Raw genomic sequence first — 14,558 nt, 5'->3', positions numbered from 1 at the left:
GCTTTCGAATGAATCCCGGTTATCTCTTTCTGTGCCTGCTGGCCGTGAGCATCTGGGCGGGCAACGCGATCGTCGGCAAGCTCGCGGCCGGCGCGATTCCGCCCGGCACCATTGCGTTCGACAGGTGGTTGATTGCTTTTCTCGTTCTGACGCCTTTCGTCGCGAAGCGTGTCTGGCAATATCGCGCGACGATCCGTACGCAACTTCCCCGGCTCGCGCTGCTCGGCCTGCTTGGCATGGCCACCTGCCAGGGCCTCGCGTACTACGCTGCGAGCTTCACCTCGGCCACGAACATCGGGATTCTGTTGTCGCTCGTGCCGCTGCTCACGCTCCTGATCGGTGTCGCACTGTTTCGCGACCTGCCGTCACGACGCGCCATGCTGGGCGTCGCCATCTCGTTCGCGGGCATTGTGCTTGTCATCGGCAAAGGAGATCCCCGCGCGCTGCTATCGCAGGGTGTCGGACGCGGCGACGCCATGATGCTGGTCGCGGCACTGTCCGTCGCGGCGTACGGCGTGCTGCTCAAGCGCTGGGCGAGTGCATTGCCGACGTTCACGTCGATTTACGTGCAAATGGCGTTCGCGTTGATTTTTCTGTTGCCGGGAATGTTGCTCGAACCGGCGATGACATATTCCGCGTCGAACATTGCGATGGTGCTTTACGCGGCGATTCCGGGATCGATCGTGGCGCCCTATGCCTGGATGCTGTCGGTGAGCCACCTGGGCGCGAACCGCGCGAGCATCTTCATGAACCTCATACCAATCGCCACCGCATTGGCCGCAGCGCTGCTGCTGCGCGAGACGTTGCATGGCTATCACCTGGTCGGCGGCGGGCTGACGATTTTCGGCGTGGCACTGAGTCAGACGCGCACACGCCACATGCCGCAACGTCCGGCCGTGGCGCCCGCCGAGGGATGAGAACTTTCACCTGAACTTTCACCGATACCCATCAGCGACAGGAGTAACCATGCAGCACGTCATCGTGAAGTTATCCGAAGGCCGTAGCGAACATCAGAAGCAGGATCTGGCCGATAGAATCACCGAGACATTGCAGGCGGTGCTGGGCGTCGAAGCCAATGCGATATCCATTGCGGTGCAGGATGTGTCGCCCATGCTCTGGTACGACGCCGTCTATCGCCCCGAGATCGAGGAAAAGAAGGGCTACCTTTATAAGAAGCCGGGATACTGCCCGCGTTAGGGGGCAGCCTTTGCCGTTGCGAGACGCATGTGCAATATCGGGAATGGACGCCCCTGCGCGTCGATTTCCGAGCGGCCGATCACTTCGAATCCCTCGCGCCGGTAAAAGGCCAGCGCCTGCGGATTCTGCTCGTTGACGTCGACACTCGTGCAATCGAGCTCGCGCACGGCGTAAGCCAGCAGTGCAGCGCCGATCCCCTGGCGTCGCGCTTCGGGCGCCACGAACAACATCTCCACATTGCCCGGCGACACCCCGAGGAACCCGCGAATGACGCCAGCGTCGTCGCGGAATACGCGCAACGTCACCGCATGCAGATAGTCATCGCGAATGCGCGGACGCAGCCAGGCAATATCGTCGTCGCTCAGGAAGTCGTGCGTTGCACGCACGGAGGCCTCCCAAAGTTCGGTGATGGCGTCGAATTCGTTTTCATGCGCGATAAAGATGCCGGACATGCAGACCTCATGGCTGGAGATTGATGGTTTGCACACCTTTGCACACCATCAACGACTTTCACCACATTGAGCAGTGACAGAAACGCAAAAAGCCTGATTTCTCGGAGAAATCAGGCTTTCGAATTTGGTTGCGGGGACAGGATTTGAACCTGTGACCTTCGGGTTATGAGCCCGACGAGCTGCCAGACTGCTCCACCCCGCGTCTGAAGAATTAGATTATATGACAATTGCCATCGCAGTGCAACATGGCAGGCCGAATATTTTCCCGGCGCGCCTTCGCTTGTCGAAGGAAACCGCCATGCGGCTCAACGGCTCGCCCGGACACGCGGGTTATCCCGGCACCCAGTGTGCGTCGCCGCACAGCGCGCGTTGCCGATGATACACTCGCAGCAACCATGAACCGACGTCCTCCCATCCAATTCTGTTCCGCCTGCGGCCATCCGGTCGAGCTGCGCATTCCGCCCGGTGACAACCGAGAACGGCATGTGTGCACCCATTGCGGCACCATCCACTATCAGAACCCGCGCAACGTGCTCGGCACGGTGCCCGTCTGGGGCGATCAGGTGTTGCTTTGCAAGCGCGCCATCGAGCCGCGGCTGGGGTACTGGACACTGCCGGCCGGATTCATGGAAATCGGGGAGACGACGTCGCAAGCCGCCGCACGCGAAACATTGGAAGAAGCCGGCGCCATCGTGGATGTCGGCGCACTGTTCTCGCTGCTCAATGTGCCGCACGTCAATCAGGTCCACATCTTCTATCTGGCACAAATGCGAGAGCCGCAATTTGCCGCCGGCGAAGAGAGTCTCGAAGTGGCTCTGTTCTCGGAAGACGAAATTCCATGGGACGACATTGCGTTCCCGACCGTTGCCAAGACGCTGCGATATTTTTTCGAAGATCGCCGTGCAGGCGCGTTCGGCGTTCACCTCGAAACCTCCACGCCCGACGCCGCGGTGCCAGGCGCGCCTGTCCCGTCGTTGCCCGTCCACACGGCGCACACCGAGGACATTCTCACGCCGATGCTGCGTGTCTGAACGCGTGGGCGCTCGCGTCGCCATGCGCATCGACCTCGTCGCGTTCCCCGGTATTACCGGTATTGCCGTGAAGTCGGCGCAAATCCCGCCACGCTAACGTCGCCATGGTCGTCTGGCTCGAAGCAAACGATCCCTTCCCCTCGGTTGACGAGGCACTCGACGCGTCGAGCGACGCGCCCGGGTTGCTCGCCGCCGGACTCGACCTCTCGCCGCAACGACTGCTCGCCGCTTATCGGCAAGGCATCTTCCCCTGGTACTCGCAAGGCCAGCCGGTGCTCTGGTGGAGTCCCGATCCGCGTATGGTGCTGCGCTCCGAGAACTTCGTCGTCAGCCACAACTTCCGCAAACTACTGCGCCGCGTGATTCGGGAAGACGCCTGGGAAATTCGCCTCAATGCCGATTTCCCCGCCGTCATGCGCGAGTGCGCGCAGGCACCGCGCCGGGGGCAGGACGGCACATGGATCACCCCCGCCATCGTCGCTGCCTACCGAGCCCTTCACGACGCCGGTCTCGCACACAGCGTGGAGACGTTCTACGAAGGGGAGCGCGTCGGCGGTCTTTATGGCGTGGCGCTCGGGCGCATGTTTTACGGCGAATCGATGTTTGCCAAGCGCACCGACGCCTCCAAAATTGCGCTCGCGGCGCTCGTCGCGTTTGCACGCACGCACGCAATAGAGGTGATAGACTGCCAGCAAAGTACCGCTCACCTGGCGTCACTTGGCGGGGGCGAAATTCCCCGCGAGACCTTTCTGGCGCACGTGAAAAAGGCGGTCATGGCCCCCGCGCCGGTCTGGCGTCTGGACAAGCAGACGCTCAGCGCACTGGCCTACGGTAACGCAGCAGACAAGGCTCACGAGGTTTCGCAGTGACCCATCCGAACGAACTGCCGCTCTCTCCGCTGTCCGCCCTTCAGTTCTACGCAACGGCGCCCTATCCCTGCAGCTATCTGGACAACCACACGGCACGCTCGCAGGTCGCCACGCCCAGCCACCTGATCAATTCGGACGTCTACAGCGAACTCGTGCGCTCCGGGTTTCGCCGCAGCGGCGTATTCACGTACCGTCCCTATTGCGACGGCTGCCGGGCCTGCGTTCCGGTGCGCGTGCCGATCGAGCGCTTCGTCCCCAACCGCACACAGCGACGTATCTGGAAGCGCCACGCGTCGCTCGCCGTAAACGTCTCGGGCCTGCATTACACCGAAGAGCACTATCAGCTCTACATGCGCTATCAGTCGCGGCGCCACGCGGGCGGCGGCATGGATCACGACAGTCGCGAACAGTACGAGCAGTTCCTGCTGCAAAGTCGTGTGAACTCGCGCCTCGTGGAGTTTCGCGAGCCGCCGGGGCATCAAGGCGCAGGCACGCTTCGCATGATCAGCATGGTCGACATCCTCAGCGACGGTCTGTCATCGGTCTACACGTTCTTCGATCCGGATGTCGAAGGGGCGTCCTACGGCACGTACAACATTCTTTGGCAGGTCGAGCAGGCGCGCGCACTCGGCTTGCCGCACGTCTACCTCGGCTACTGGATCCAGCAAAGCCGCAAGATGGTCTACAAGGCGAATTTCCGCCCGTTGCAGGGCCTGATCGACGGCCAATGGCAGGACATGCCCGAGGCCATGCTCGATACCGCCGGTCAGGCACCTCAGCCGTAGTCACGGCGCACTGTCGAGCGTACGAACCGCCGACAGTGCGCATCGCGTTCATCTGCACGCTAAACATCCCGCGAACGAGAGTACGCAGAGCGTAGAAAAAGACACGCTCCGGCCCCGGGATACCGGTAAAATGGCGACTTTCCGATTCTGCCGAACCCGACATCGTGCTTGCGCCTCTCTACCCTCTGGCTCGCCGCGCCCTGTTCTGTCTTGATGCCGAACAAGCCCACCACCTGACACTGGCCACGCTGCGCGGCGCCGCCTCGCTCGGTCTGGCCGGTCTCGTCGGTCAGACGCTGCCCGAAGATCCGCGCACGGTCATGGGCATCCGCTTCCCGAATCCGGTCGGTCTCGCAGCGGGTCTGGACAAGGACGGCAGCTGCATCGACGGCCTCGCAGCGCTTGGCTTCGGTTTCGTGGAAGTGGGAACGGTCACGCCGCGCCCGCAGACCGGCAATCCGAAACCGCGCATTTTCCGTCTGCCGCAAGCCGAAGCGATCATCAACCGGATGGGCTTTAACAACGGCGGCGTGGAGCAGTTCCTGCAAAACGTGCAATCGGCCCGCTACAAAGGGCCGCTGGGCCTGAACATCGGCAAGAACGCCGACACGCCGATCGAGCGCGCGGTCGACGACTACCTGATCTGCCTCGAAAAGGTCTACCCGTACGCCACGTACGTGACGGTCAACATCTCGTCCCCCAATACCAAGAACCTGCGTCAACTGCAGGGCGGCGACGAGCTCGACGCCCTGCTCGGCAAGCTCAAGGACAAGCAGCGTGCGCTGTCCGATCGCCATGGCAAATACGTACCGATCGCGCTGAAGATCGCACCGGATCTCGACGACGAACAGATCAAGGTGATCGCCGGCACGCTCACGCGTCACGGGTTCGATGGGGTGATCGCCACGAACACCACGCTCTCGCGTGAAGCCGTTGCCGGCCTGCCCTACGCCAGCGAAACCGGGGGCCTGTCGGGACGCCCGGTGTTCGATGCGTCGAACCGCGTGATTCGCGCGCTCGCCACCGAGCTGGGCGGCGCCCTGCCGATCATCGGCGTAGGCGGCATCCTCTCGGGTGCCGACGCGCAGGCCAAGCTCGATGCCGGCGCCAGTCTGGTCCAGGTGTACAGCGGCCTGATTTACCGCGGCCCCGAGCTGGTGCGAGAATGCGTGCAAGCGCTGCGCAAGGTCTGACCGATCCGGCGCCGCGTCCCATTCATCGACACAGGGAAAAACCAGACATCATGAAATCCTGGCTCAAGACGCTCTGCCTCGTTCCGCTGGCTGCCGCCGCACTGATCGGCACCTCCCCCGCCCGCGCGGCCGACCTGCTCGACACCGTGAAGTCTGCGGGCGTCCTGAAGATCGGCATCGAAGGCACCTACCCGCCGTTCAACTATCGCGACAAGTCCGGACAGCTCGACGGCTTTGACGTCGATGTCGCCAAGGCCGTCGTCCAACGCCTCGGCGTGAAGCCGCAGTTCGTCACCACCGAATGGAGCGGCATCATCGGCGGGCTTCAGGCCGGCAAGTTCGACGTCATCGTCAATCAGGTCGCCATCACCGACGAGCGCAAGAAGTCGCTCGACTTCAGTGAGCCGTACACATATTCGGCGGCGCAATTGATTCGTCGCAAGGACGACAAGCGCGAGTTCAAGACGCTCGACGCGCTCAAGGGCCACAAGCTTGGCGTGAGCCTGGGTAGCAACTACGACAAGATGGCCAAGGCCGTGCCGGGGATCGACGTGCGGACCTATCCGGGCGCACCCGAATATCTCGCCGACCTCGCCGCCGGCCGTGTCGACGCGGCGCTCAACGACCAGTTGATGATGGCGTACCTGCTTGAAAATGCGAAGCTGCCGCTCGAAGCCGGGGCAGTGCTTCCCGGCACCAATCAGGCGGTCGGCATTCCGTTCCGCAAGGGCAACCCGAAGTTCGCCAAGGCCATCGACGACGCACTGACGGGCATGAAGCAGGACGGCTCGCTCGCCAAGCTCGCGCAGAAGTGGTTCGGCAAGGACACGTCCAAGCCCGCGCAGTAAATACGCAAGCCGCGTAACGACGTGCTTCGCGTACCGGCCGCACGACTTCATGCAGGTCGCACGGCATCGGGTCGCGAAGCCGTCACCCCGGCCGGCATCTCGCCCATTTCGCGGATGCCGGCCGTCGTCTTTCTGCTTCACGACACTTCATCAGACATCCCCCCATGAATCCATTCGAACTTGCTGCCCAGTCCTTGCCAGTGCTGTTGCAGGGCACCGTGCTCACGATCAAGTTTGCCTTGATGTCGATGGTGTTCGGCCTGGCGATCGGCATTGTTGTCGCGGTCATGGGCATCGGCAAGGTGCGAGTGCTGCGCGCCATTGCGCGGGCCTACGTCAGCATCATGCGCGGGACCCCGCTGCTGGTGCAGATCTTCGTGGTCTATTACGGCCTGCCCGGGATCGGCATTTCGCTCGAACCCACACCAGCCGGCGTGCTCACGCTCAGCCTGAACGTCGGCGCCTATTTGTCCGAGAGCATGCGTGGCGCGCTCGAAGGCATGCCGCGCGGCCAGTGGCTGGCCGCGTACAGCCTGGGGTTGTCGTACTGGCAAACGTTGCGTTACATCATTGCGCCGCAGGCGCTGCGAATCGCCGTGCCAAGCCTTGGCAACAGCCTGATCAGCCTCATCAAGGACACGTCGCTCGTCTCGGTCATCACGGTAACGGAGCTGTTGCGCTCTGCACAGGAGGTGATCGCCTCGACGTATCAGCCCTTGCCGCTGTACCTCGCGTGTGCGGCCATTTACTGGGTCCTGTCGACAGGATTGTCAGCGCTGCAACGACGTATCGAAAAGCGCCTCGCGTTGCCCGCGCGCACCTGAGCGCCGCCGAGGGATCATGAAGACGGTTTAGACCGCCAAGACAGCTAAGGCAGCTACGCTGCGGACGCAAAAAAAGCTGGCGCTCCGAAGGGAGGCCAGCTTTTTTCATTCGACGGGGCGACCTGGGCGACCGATGCGTCAGGCACACCCGCCGGACGCATGAATTATCGCGGTGCGCGACGCTCACGATACATGGCACGGAACGTCTTACCGCTCGGTGCCGGCATCTCTCGCGTATCGGTCCAGCCGCCGGCAAAGGGGAGCTTCGAGATACTGCCGCGATCGCGCCCCATGCGCTTGAGTGCCCACGAGCCAAGGCCGGAGAGCGCCGCGTACAGTCGCGGACGTCGAGCGGCAAATGCCCACGCGGCCAATGCCGCACGCTCCTGCCATGGCCGCAGCCCCCGATCCACCTGACGCTCGCGCAGCTTGCGCAGCAAGTCGGAAATAGGAATTCCCACCGGGCATACGCGATTGCACTCACCGCACAACGTGGCGGCCTGCGGCAGATCAAGCGTCTTCTCCAACCCCACATAGCTTGGGGTGAGAACCGAGCCCATTGGCCCCGGATACACCCACCCATACGCATGCCCGCCGATCTTCTGGTACACCGGGCAGTGGTTCATGCAGGCACCGCAACGAATGCAACGCAGCATCTCCTGGAACGCGCCGCCAATGAGGCCCGAGCGGCCACCATCGACCAGCACGAAATACATGTGATCGGGACCGTCGACTTCCCCTTCGGCGCGAGTGCCGGTGAGCAGCGAGAAATAGTTCGACGTGCCCTGCCCCGTCGCCGAGCGCGGCAGCAAACGCATGGCCGTGGCCAGATCTTCGAGCGTGGGCAATACTTTCTCGATGCCCGTCACCGCCACGTGCACGCGCGGCATGATCGTGCACATGCCCTCGTTGCCTTCGTTGGTCACCACCGCGACCGACCCCGTCTCGGCCACGAGGAAGTTGCCCCCGGTCACCCCCATGTCGGCCGACAGGAATTGCGGGCGGAGCATCTCGCGCGCCTCGCGCGTCATCAACGGAATCTCCGTCAGACGCGGCTTCTGATGCACGCGCGCGAACAGGTCGGCGACCTCGTCCTTGTCCTTGTGCACGACCGGCGCAATGATGTGCGACGGCGGTTCGTTGTCATTGATCTGAAGAATGTACTCGCCAAGGTCCGTTTCCACGGACTGCACGCCCATGTCGGCGAGCACCTTGTTGAGTTGCAGTTCTTCGGTGACCATCGACTTCGACTTGATCACCTTCTTCACGTCGTGCTTGCGCGCAATCTCCGCGATGAGGCGTGCCGCGTCCTGCGTAGACTCGGCGAAGAGTACCGTCGCGCCGCGTCGGGTGGCTTCGCGCTCGAAGATCTCCAACCACACGTCGAGATTTTCGATGCCGCGATTGCGACGCTCCTTGAGCGCCTCGCGCGTGGCCTCGAAGTCGATTTCCTCGATGGCGGCGGCGCGCGCCGTCACGAACTTGGTGGAGAGCTTCTTGAGGTTGGCCTGCAGGCGCTGGTCCGCGAGCTTCTGCCCGGCGCGCGCCTTGAATTGCATCGATTGAACTTGCATCGCAACTCACCAGAGGTGGGAACTGACCGGGCACGTGAAGTCGAGCACGTGCGCGGATCGAATGATCGGGAGAACCGCACGCATGGCGCCGCGCTTACGCATCGCCGGCGAGCACCTGTGCAATGTGGAGCACGCGCGTTTTGGTGTCGCCCGTGCGACGCAGACGCCCTTCGATGTTCAGCATGCAGCCCAGATCGCCGAGCACGACGGCCGGGGCGCCGCTTGCCGCGATATTGGCGCACTTCTCGTCGACGATGGCCGTCGAGATGTTGCCGTACTTCAGGGCAAACGTGCCGCCAAAGCCGCAACACGCCTGGCAGTCCTTCATCTCGGTCATCTTCACGCCCGGCATTTTGGCGAGCAGCGCGCGCGGTTGCGACTTGACGCCAAGCTCACGCAAGCCGGAGCATGAATCGTGATACGTCACTTCGCCGTTGTAGTCGCCGGGCACCGTGTCGATGTGCAGTACGTTGACCAGGAAGTCGGTGAGCTCGTACACCCGCGGGCGCAGGCGCTCGTAGCGCCCCATGAGTTCCGGATCATCGGCAAAGAGATCACCGTAATGCGCCTTGACCATGCCGCCGCACGACCCCGAGGGGACGACGACGTAATCAAAGGACTCGAATTCGTCGAGAAACTTCTGCGCGAGATCGCGGGCGATGGCCCGCTCGCCGGAGTTGTACCCCGGCTGGCCGCAGCAGGTCTGGGAATCGGGAATCACGACTTCGCAGCCGGCTGTCTCGAGCAGCTTGAGCGTGGAAAAGCCAATCTCCGGCCGCATCATGTCGATCAGACACGTGACAAACAGTCCGACGCGCATTGGGGGAATCCTCTTTTCGGGAATAATGCGCCATTATAAGTCGCTGGGCCGAACCGGCCCAGCGTGGATTCCCGCATATCGCGCGAGCGCTTACACCCGCGGCGACGGATGCTTGCTGTAGTAGCCCCAAGAGTTCGCACGCTCGGGTGGCGGGCGGCTCGCAGACCGGGAGGCGCCCGCCTCGGCTGTCGCGACCTGCCCGCCGCAAGCATGGGCGTCCTGCGCGGCGATGACCCGCTGCAAGTCCGCTCGCATGACATCGAATTTTTCGCTGAGACTGTCGAGGCGGTTTTCCACCCGATCGATTCGTCCGTCGAGACCGTCGAATCGGCTCTCGATGCCACCGATGCGATTGCTCAGCCGCATCTCCAGCGATGCGAACTGCCGGGCGGTGGTGCTCTCAAGCTGATCCAGCCGACGCATCGTGTCCTGCTGCCCGTCCTTGAGCACGCCCAGCGTGTCCCACATCATGTCGTCCAGACGTTGCGAAGCGCTCGCCTGAATCCCTTCCAGATAGGTTCTCATTTCCGTCTCCTCATTCCTCAACCATTGCTTTGTCGACTCCAGCATGCTTTCGGTCGCCTTCCAGCCGCGCTCGCGATCGAAGCCGCGAATGCTGCCCAGACTCACGATACGAATGAGCATCGTCACAGCGAATCCGATGACTGCGATCGCCAGGCCTACCTTCGCAAGCGCCAGTGCCGCAACAGTCGCTGCCGCCAGATACAGGCCACCCGAGAGCGAAAATCGTTTGCCATAGTGCTTCTTTTCAGGCCAGACCTGTTTGGAAGCAAGCCCCACCGACCGGCGCGCATCGGCAAGACACCGACTGGTCTGCGCGATAAGCGCCGAGCAGTCCGCCTTGACGCCGGCATACGCCGCCCGCTCGTCGGATGGGCTGGCATACGTGTCGCGCGCGAGATTCGCGGCGCGATCGCAAATTCGTTCGCAATGTCCAATCGCCTCCTCCTCCTTGATCAGCACTTCGTTCAAGCGCTCCAGAATTTCCCGGAACCGGCGGGCGGACGGCGTCAGTCGATCCGGATGACGAACGTCTAGCTGGTCACGCACCCGCGAGTACGCGCCGTGTTGTCCGATGGACGAGGGATAGCGCCAGCAGCCATCCCACAATCCGCCCTTCCAGTAGCCGGACGTTGCCTTCCTGTACGACTTGTCGAACGCCGCCCCCAAGTCCCCGATATCCTGGGTGCTCATCCCCAGACGCGACCTGGCGTTCGCGATGCTGGCGAACCTGCCGGCGATTTCCGCGCGTTTTTCGGCGATCGACAACTTCGTGCCGGTCTGACTGACGGCGTCGACTTGTACCCGCTTTTGCCTCACAGGCCATTTCGCAACCGCCGGTGCGTACACATACCCGAACATGCGCAACACCTCCGTTGAGACGCGCCGACCGCTCGCGCTACGACGAGTGACCGTCGCGTCGTTGATGAAGTACGGACGCATGCTAGCGGCCGCCGATTCCGGCCACTTTCGGTTTCGGCCCGCAGATACTGCGACTTCGACGCACCCTCTGTGGAAGTGACAACAATCCTCGGTTTTTCGCAGAACTCCTCTACGCAAGGGGTGCGAATTTTTCACCATATGATATAAAATCGACGCTATACGAAACTCGGCCCTACCTCATGAAAGACGACATCAGCCAAGGCGCGGAGTCGCGCACGTCCATTCAGGTAATCGAGCGCATGATGCGTCTGCTCGATGCGCTGGCCGGACATGCCGATCCCGTGAGTCTCAAGGAGTTGGCGCAAGCCACGGAACTCCATCCATCCACGGCACACCGGATCCTGAACGACATGGTGGCGTGCCGCTTCGTCGATCGCTGCGATCCGGGGACGTACCGTCTCGGCATGCGATTGCTTGAACTCGGCAATCTGGTCAAGGCCCGACTCTCCGTGCGTGACGCCGCACTCACGCCCATGCGAGGGCTGCATCGCATTACCGGGCAGACGGTCAATTTGTCGGTGCGTCAGGGCGACGAAATCGTCTATATCGAACGCGCCTACAGCGAACGCTCCGGCATGCAGGTCGTACGTGCCATCGGCGGCCACGCGCCGCTGCACCTCACATCGGTCGGCAAGTTGTTCCTCGCCGCCGACGAAGCGTCGCGCGTGCGCGCCTACGCCACCCGCACCGGTTTGTCGGGCCACACGCGCAACAGCATCACGGATTTGCAAAAACTCGAACGCGAACTGACGCATGTGCGCAAGTCGGGTTACGCGCGGGATAACGAAGAGCTCGAATTGGGTGTGCGGTGCATCGCTGCCGGCATCTACGACGACAGCGGCAAGCTTGTGGCCGGGCTTTCGCTTTCGGCCCCCGCCGATCGGTTGCAAGATGCCTGGCTCGCGAATCTGAACGAAACGGCACTGCAAATTTCGTCGTCGCTCGGGTTCCATGCGCCGAGCCCCGACGCCGGCGGCGGCATGTCGCACGTGGCAACGGCGGAGTGATCTGGCTGCGGGCAGCGGCCGTGGCGCGCTTATGCGGGCGGCTCGGCCTGGCCCCGTCGCCCGATGTCGCAGTACGCGCGGGCCACGCGCGAGGTGCGAAGCGCGTCGACGGTGAAAACAAAAAGGCGCTCCCTCGGGAGCGCCTTTCCATTTCCGCAGACCGCTGGGGCTACGGCAAAAGCATCACGAATTACAGCGCGTGTCCGTTGTTGGTCGCGACCTGCGCAGTCGGCGTGGTGCCTGCCGTGCGCTGCGGCGTCGTGCCGCCGCCTTCCATCAGCCACTTGCGAACGCGCGTTGCATCGGCAAAGCGCGAGTACTTGCCGGTCGAGTCCAGCAGAATCATGATCACCGGACGGCCGTCGACGTTGGCTTGCATCACGAGGCACTGACCCGCTTCGTTGATGTAGCCCGTCTTTTGCAGCCCGATCTCCCAGCCCGAATGACCAATGAGGTGGTTCGTGCTGACGTAATGCAATTCACGACGTCCGGTGTTCACGTCGTAATTGCTGTCCGTCGAGAAACGGCGAATCATCGGGTACTGGTACGCTGCCTTGACCATCTTCACGAGGTCCCGCGCACTCGACACGTTCTGGCTCGACAACCCGGTCGGGTCGTTGAAGTGCGTATCGTTCATGCCCAGTTGCTTGGCTTTCGCGTTCATCGCGGCGAGGAACGCCGGACGACCGCCCGGGAAGTAACGCGACAGGGCAGCCGCCGCGCGGTTCTCCGAGGACATCAGGGCAATGTGCAGCATGTCTTCGCGCGAGAGTCGCGATCCGACCGATAGACGCGAACCCGTGCCCTTCTCGTAGTCGCGATCTTCGTCCGTCACTTCCATGACATCGGTCATGGGAATGCCGGCATCGAGCGCCACCATGGCGGTCATCAACTTCGAGATCGACGCGATGGGCAGCACGGCTTGCGAGTTCTTGTCGAACAGCGATTCGCCGGTGCGCTCGTCAACGACATACGCGACCGACGAACGCAGCGCGAGCGCATCAGGCGTTTCATGCAGACCGAAAGCACGCCCCGTCGACAGACGCTCCGGCGCTTGCGGCGCAAAGTTGACGGTGCGATACGACGTCACCACACGACGCTTGCCGTTCTTGTAGACAACGCGTTTGACGGCCACCTTTTTCGCTGCGGGTCCGTCGTCGTCGACGGTCGCGAGCTTGCGCGCTTTGCCGCCGGCCTTGGCGCTCTTGACTTCACGAGCGGCAGACGCGGTGGCAGCGCCTTTGGCACCGGATTTGGAAGTGACGACGGCCTTCGTCGCCTTGGGGTTCGCGCACGCGCGTTTCTGAGCAGCCGTCTTGGCCGTCTTGGGCGAGCATTCGCTCGTCTTACCGGCGGCGTGAACGACGACCGGGGTACCGGCGGCGAGCGAGATCGCCACGACGGCAGCACCCCAGAGACGGGAGCGGCACAGACGCGCAAGGGTGGTGATCGCGTACATAGATTGGGAGTAGCGTGAGGTTGGCAGGCAACAAGTTTGGGAGAAGTTTAGTAACTTCCGAAAAAATAAGCAATATGAATGACTTAGCTGAAATACTTAAACCGGCATCTGGCAGTTTTGTGCAGCGCAACGCGGCGATTTGCACACTTGCCAACAATTGCCAAATAACGCCAACTCCCCCTGTTGCATCAGGTCAAAAAATGCGCCCACTCATCGAGGGGCGCACGCTCCGTGACGAGCCCGTTTTCCACGGCGTTCGGGTCGGCGTAACCCATTGCCATGCCGCACACCACCATCCGGGTCTCAGGCAAACGCAGTTCCGCAGCAATCACCTGATGAAACGTGGCAAACGCCGCCTGGGCGCAAGTGTCGAGCCCCCTGGCCCGTGCCGCCACCATCACGCTTTGCAGGAACATGCCGTAGTCCAGCCAGCTTCCCTGTTCGAGATGCCGGTCGATCGTGAAAAGCAGCCCGACCGGCGCGTCGAAGAACGTGAAGTTGCGTGCATGCTGACTGTGCATGCGCGCCTTGTCCGCGCGTCCGATGCCCAGCAGACCATACAAATCCCAGCCCACCTTGCGACGTCGGGCCTGGTACGGCTGCGTCCACTCGCGCGGGTAGTACGCGTATTCCTCCTGGTGCACTACACGCTGGGCCGGATCGTTGAAGGCTTCCAGCAAGCGCGTCGTCAACCGTTTCAGTGCTTCGCCGGTCAGTACGTAGGTCTGCCACGGCTGAATGTTGCTACCGGACGGTGCGCGCGAAGCGACCGAAAGTATTTCCGCCACGGTGGCTTGCGGCACCGGTGTCGGCAAATAGGCCCGGATCGAGCGTCGACTGCGAATCGCCTCGTCGACATATTCCACGCGCAACCCCGCGTTGTCGTTGACAGAGGCGGGATGCGTACTTTCCCCAGCCCCAGGGTGCACGTGCGACGTTGCCGCTGTGTCGTTGATCTGAAGCGCAGCGTCCGTACGGGATGGTGGGTGTTTCATGGACATCGACTCACAACGGAAAACCACGGAAAACCACTGC

At 62.6% G+C, this 14,558-nt stretch carries 15 protein-coding genes and 1 tRNA gene; 9 read left to right on the top strand and 7 right to left on the bottom strand.

Annotation, left to right across the window (positions count from 1 at the left end; genetic code table 11):
• Positions 1-8 precede the first annotated feature (8 nt).
• Both PCA31118_RS15055 and PCA31118_RS15050 read left to right on the top strand, forming a co-directional pair.
• The gene (locus PCA31118_RS15055) at positions 9-917 is read left to right on the top strand and encodes a DMT family transporter (protein WP_150625946.1); all 909 of its coding nucleotides are present in this window, start codon (positions 9-11) and stop codon (positions 915-917) included.
• A gap of 49 nt (positions 918-966) precedes the next feature.
• Positions 967-1,197, top strand: a complete 231-nt coding sequence (locus tag PCA31118_RS15050; protein ID WP_150625945.1) for a tautomerase family protein — start codon at positions 967-969, stop codon at positions 1,195-1,197.
• Here the strand turns inward: PCA31118_RS15050 and PCA31118_RS15045 are convergent.
• Complete coding sequence (locus PCA31118_RS15045) at positions 1,194-1,649, bottom strand: GNAT family N-acetyltransferase (protein WP_150625944.1); 456 nt, start codon at positions 1,647-1,649, stop codon at positions 1,194-1,196. The two genes, PCA31118_RS15050 and PCA31118_RS15045, sit on opposite strands and share 4 nt — an antisense overlap.
• Positions 1,650-1,774: 125 nt before the next feature.
• Positions 1,775-1,851 (bottom strand) — tRNA-Met (locus PCA31118_RS15040).
• Positions 1,852-2,062: 211 nt separating this feature from the next.
• Here PCA31118_RS15040 and PCA31118_RS15035 point away from each other — a divergent pair.
• The 6 genes from PCA31118_RS15035 to PCA31118_RS15010 all read left to right on the top strand — a co-directional run bounded on the left by PCA31118_RS15035 (position 2,063) and on the right by PCA31118_RS15010 (position 7,199).
• Positions 2,063-2,680 carry an NUDIX hydrolase gene (locus tag PCA31118_RS15035; protein ID WP_246190242.1) on the top strand — a complete coding sequence of 206 codons (618 nt, stop codon included), beginning with the start codon at positions 2,063-2,065 and terminating at the stop codon, positions 2,678-2,680.
• Positions 2,681-2,784: 104 nt separating this feature from the next.
• The gene (gene aat, locus PCA31118_RS15030) at positions 2,785-3,549 is read left to right on the top strand and encodes a leucyl/phenylalanyl-tRNA--protein transferase (protein WP_150625942.1); all 765 of its coding nucleotides are present in this window, start codon (positions 2,785-2,787) and stop codon (positions 3,547-3,549) included.
• Complete coding sequence (locus tag PCA31118_RS15025) at positions 3,546-4,334, top strand: arginyltransferase (RefSeq protein ID WP_150625941.1); 789 nt, start codon at positions 3,546-3,548, stop codon at positions 4,332-4,334. Before aat ends, PCA31118_RS15025 begins: the two co-directional genes overlap by 4 nt.
• 164 nt (positions 4,335-4,498) lie before the next feature.
• Entirely contained in the window at positions 4,499-5,527 is a 1,029-nt protein-coding gene (locus PCA31118_RS15020) for a quinone-dependent dihydroorotate dehydrogenase (RefSeq protein ID WP_150625940.1), read from the top strand.
• A gap of 50 nt (positions 5,528-5,577) precedes the next feature.
• Positions 5,578-6,375, top strand: coding sequence for a transporter substrate-binding domain-containing protein (locus PCA31118_RS15015; RefSeq protein WP_150625939.1), 798 nt, complete (start codon positions 5,578-5,580; stop codon positions 6,373-6,375).
• A 164-nt stretch (positions 6,376-6,539) separates the two neighbouring features.
• Positions 6,540-7,199 carry an amino acid ABC transporter permease gene (locus PCA31118_RS15010; RefSeq protein WP_150625938.1) on the top strand — a complete coding sequence of 220 codons (660 nt, stop codon included), beginning with the start codon at positions 6,540-6,542 and terminating at the stop codon, positions 7,197-7,199.
• Positions 7,200-7,363: 164 nt separating this feature from the next.
• Here the strand turns inward: PCA31118_RS15010 and PCA31118_RS15005 are convergent, their stop codons facing one another.
• From PCA31118_RS15005 to PCA31118_RS14995, 3 genes are all read right to left on the bottom strand, one after another.
• A complete protein-coding gene (locus PCA31118_RS15005; RefSeq protein ID WP_044455410.1) occupies positions 7,364-8,773 on the bottom strand; it encodes a lactate utilization protein B in 1,410 nt (469 codons plus the stop codon).
• A 94-nt stretch (positions 8,774-8,867) separates the two neighbouring features.
• On the bottom strand, positions 8,868-9,593 hold the full coding sequence (locus tag PCA31118_RS15000) for a (Fe-S)-binding protein (protein WP_150625937.1): 726 nt from the start codon (positions 9,591-9,593) through the stop codon (positions 8,868-8,870).
• A gap of 90 nt (positions 9,594-9,683) precedes the next feature.
• The gene (locus tag PCA31118_RS14995; protein WP_150625936.1) at positions 9,684-11,057 is read right to left on the bottom strand and encodes a hypothetical protein; all 1,374 of its coding nucleotides are present in this window, start codon (positions 11,055-11,057) and stop codon (positions 9,684-9,686) included.
• Between the two features lie 179 nt (positions 11,058-11,236).
• Between PCA31118_RS14995 and PCA31118_RS14990 the strand changes: the two genes are divergently transcribed.
• Positions 11,237-12,064 (top strand): IclR family transcriptional regulator, encoded by an 828-nt coding sequence (locus tag PCA31118_RS14990; protein ID WP_150625935.1) that lies wholly within the window; start codon positions 11,237-11,239, stop codon positions 12,062-12,064.
• Positions 12,065-12,254: 190 nt separating this feature from the next.
• On the opposite strand, the gene pbpG is transcribed toward PCA31118_RS14990, so the two are convergent.
• Entirely contained in the window at positions 12,255-13,523 is a 1,269-nt protein-coding gene (gene pbpG, locus PCA31118_RS14985) for a D-alanyl-D-alanine endopeptidase (RefSeq protein ID WP_150625934.1), read from the bottom strand.
• 188 nt (positions 13,524-13,711) lie between these two features.
• A complete protein-coding gene (locus tag PCA31118_RS14980) occupies positions 13,712-14,518 on the bottom strand; it encodes a nitroreductase (RefSeq protein WP_150625933.1) in 807 nt (268 codons plus the stop codon).
• Between the last annotated feature and the right edge of the window lie 40 nt (positions 14,519-14,558).

It is taken from the genome of Pandoraea captiosa, from assembly GCF_902459775.1.
Lineage (GTDB): Bacteria > Pseudomonadota > Gammaproteobacteria > Burkholderiales > Burkholderiaceae > Pandoraea > Pandoraea captiosa.
Note: the sequence above shows the minus strand (reverse complement) of the source record. Positions and strands in the feature narration are given on the sequence as shown.

Coding starts and splice junctions, on each gene's coding strand:
- PCA31118_RS15005 (WP_044455410.1), bottom strand. CDS start 8,773: ATGCAAGTTCAATCGATGCAATTCAAGGCGCGCGCCGGGCAGAAGCTC.
- pbpG (WP_150625934.1), bottom strand. CDS start 13,523: ATGTACGCGATCACCACCCTTGCGCGTCTGTGCCGCTCCCGTCTCTGG.
- PCA31118_RS15000 (WP_150625937.1), bottom strand. CDS start 9,593: ATGCGCGTCGGACTGTTTGTCACGTGTCTGATCGACATGATGCGGCCG.
- PCA31118_RS14995 (WP_150625936.1), bottom strand. CDS start 11,057: ATGCGTCCGTACTTCATCAACGACGCGACGGTCACTCGTCGTAGCGCG.
- PCA31118_RS14990 (WP_150625935.1), top strand. CDS start 11,237: ATGAAAGACGACATCAGCCAAGGCGCGGAGTCGCGCACGTCCATTCAG.
- PCA31118_RS15055 (WP_150625946.1), top strand. CDS start 9: ATGAATCCCGGTTATCTCTTTCTGTGCCTGCTGGCCGTGAGCATCTGG.
- PCA31118_RS15010 (WP_150625938.1), top strand. CDS start 6,540: ATGAATCCATTCGAACTTGCTGCCCAGTCCTTGCCAGTGCTGTTGCAG.
- PCA31118_RS15050 (WP_150625945.1), top strand. CDS start 967: ATGCAGCACGTCATCGTGAAGTTATCCGAAGGCCGTAGCGAACATCAG.
- PCA31118_RS15015 (WP_150625939.1), top strand. CDS start 5,578: ATGAAATCCTGGCTCAAGACGCTCTGCCTCGTTCCGCTGGCTGCCGCC.
- aat (WP_150625942.1), top strand. CDS start 2,785: ATGGTCGTCTGGCTCGAAGCAAACGATCCCTTCCCCTCGGTTGACGAG.
- PCA31118_RS15045 (WP_150625944.1), bottom strand. CDS start 1,649: ATGTCCGGCATCTTTATCGCGCATGAAAACGAATTCGACGCCATCACC.
- PCA31118_RS14980 (WP_150625933.1), bottom strand. CDS start 14,518: ATGAAACACCCACCATCCCGTACGGACGCTGCGCTTCAGATCAACGAC.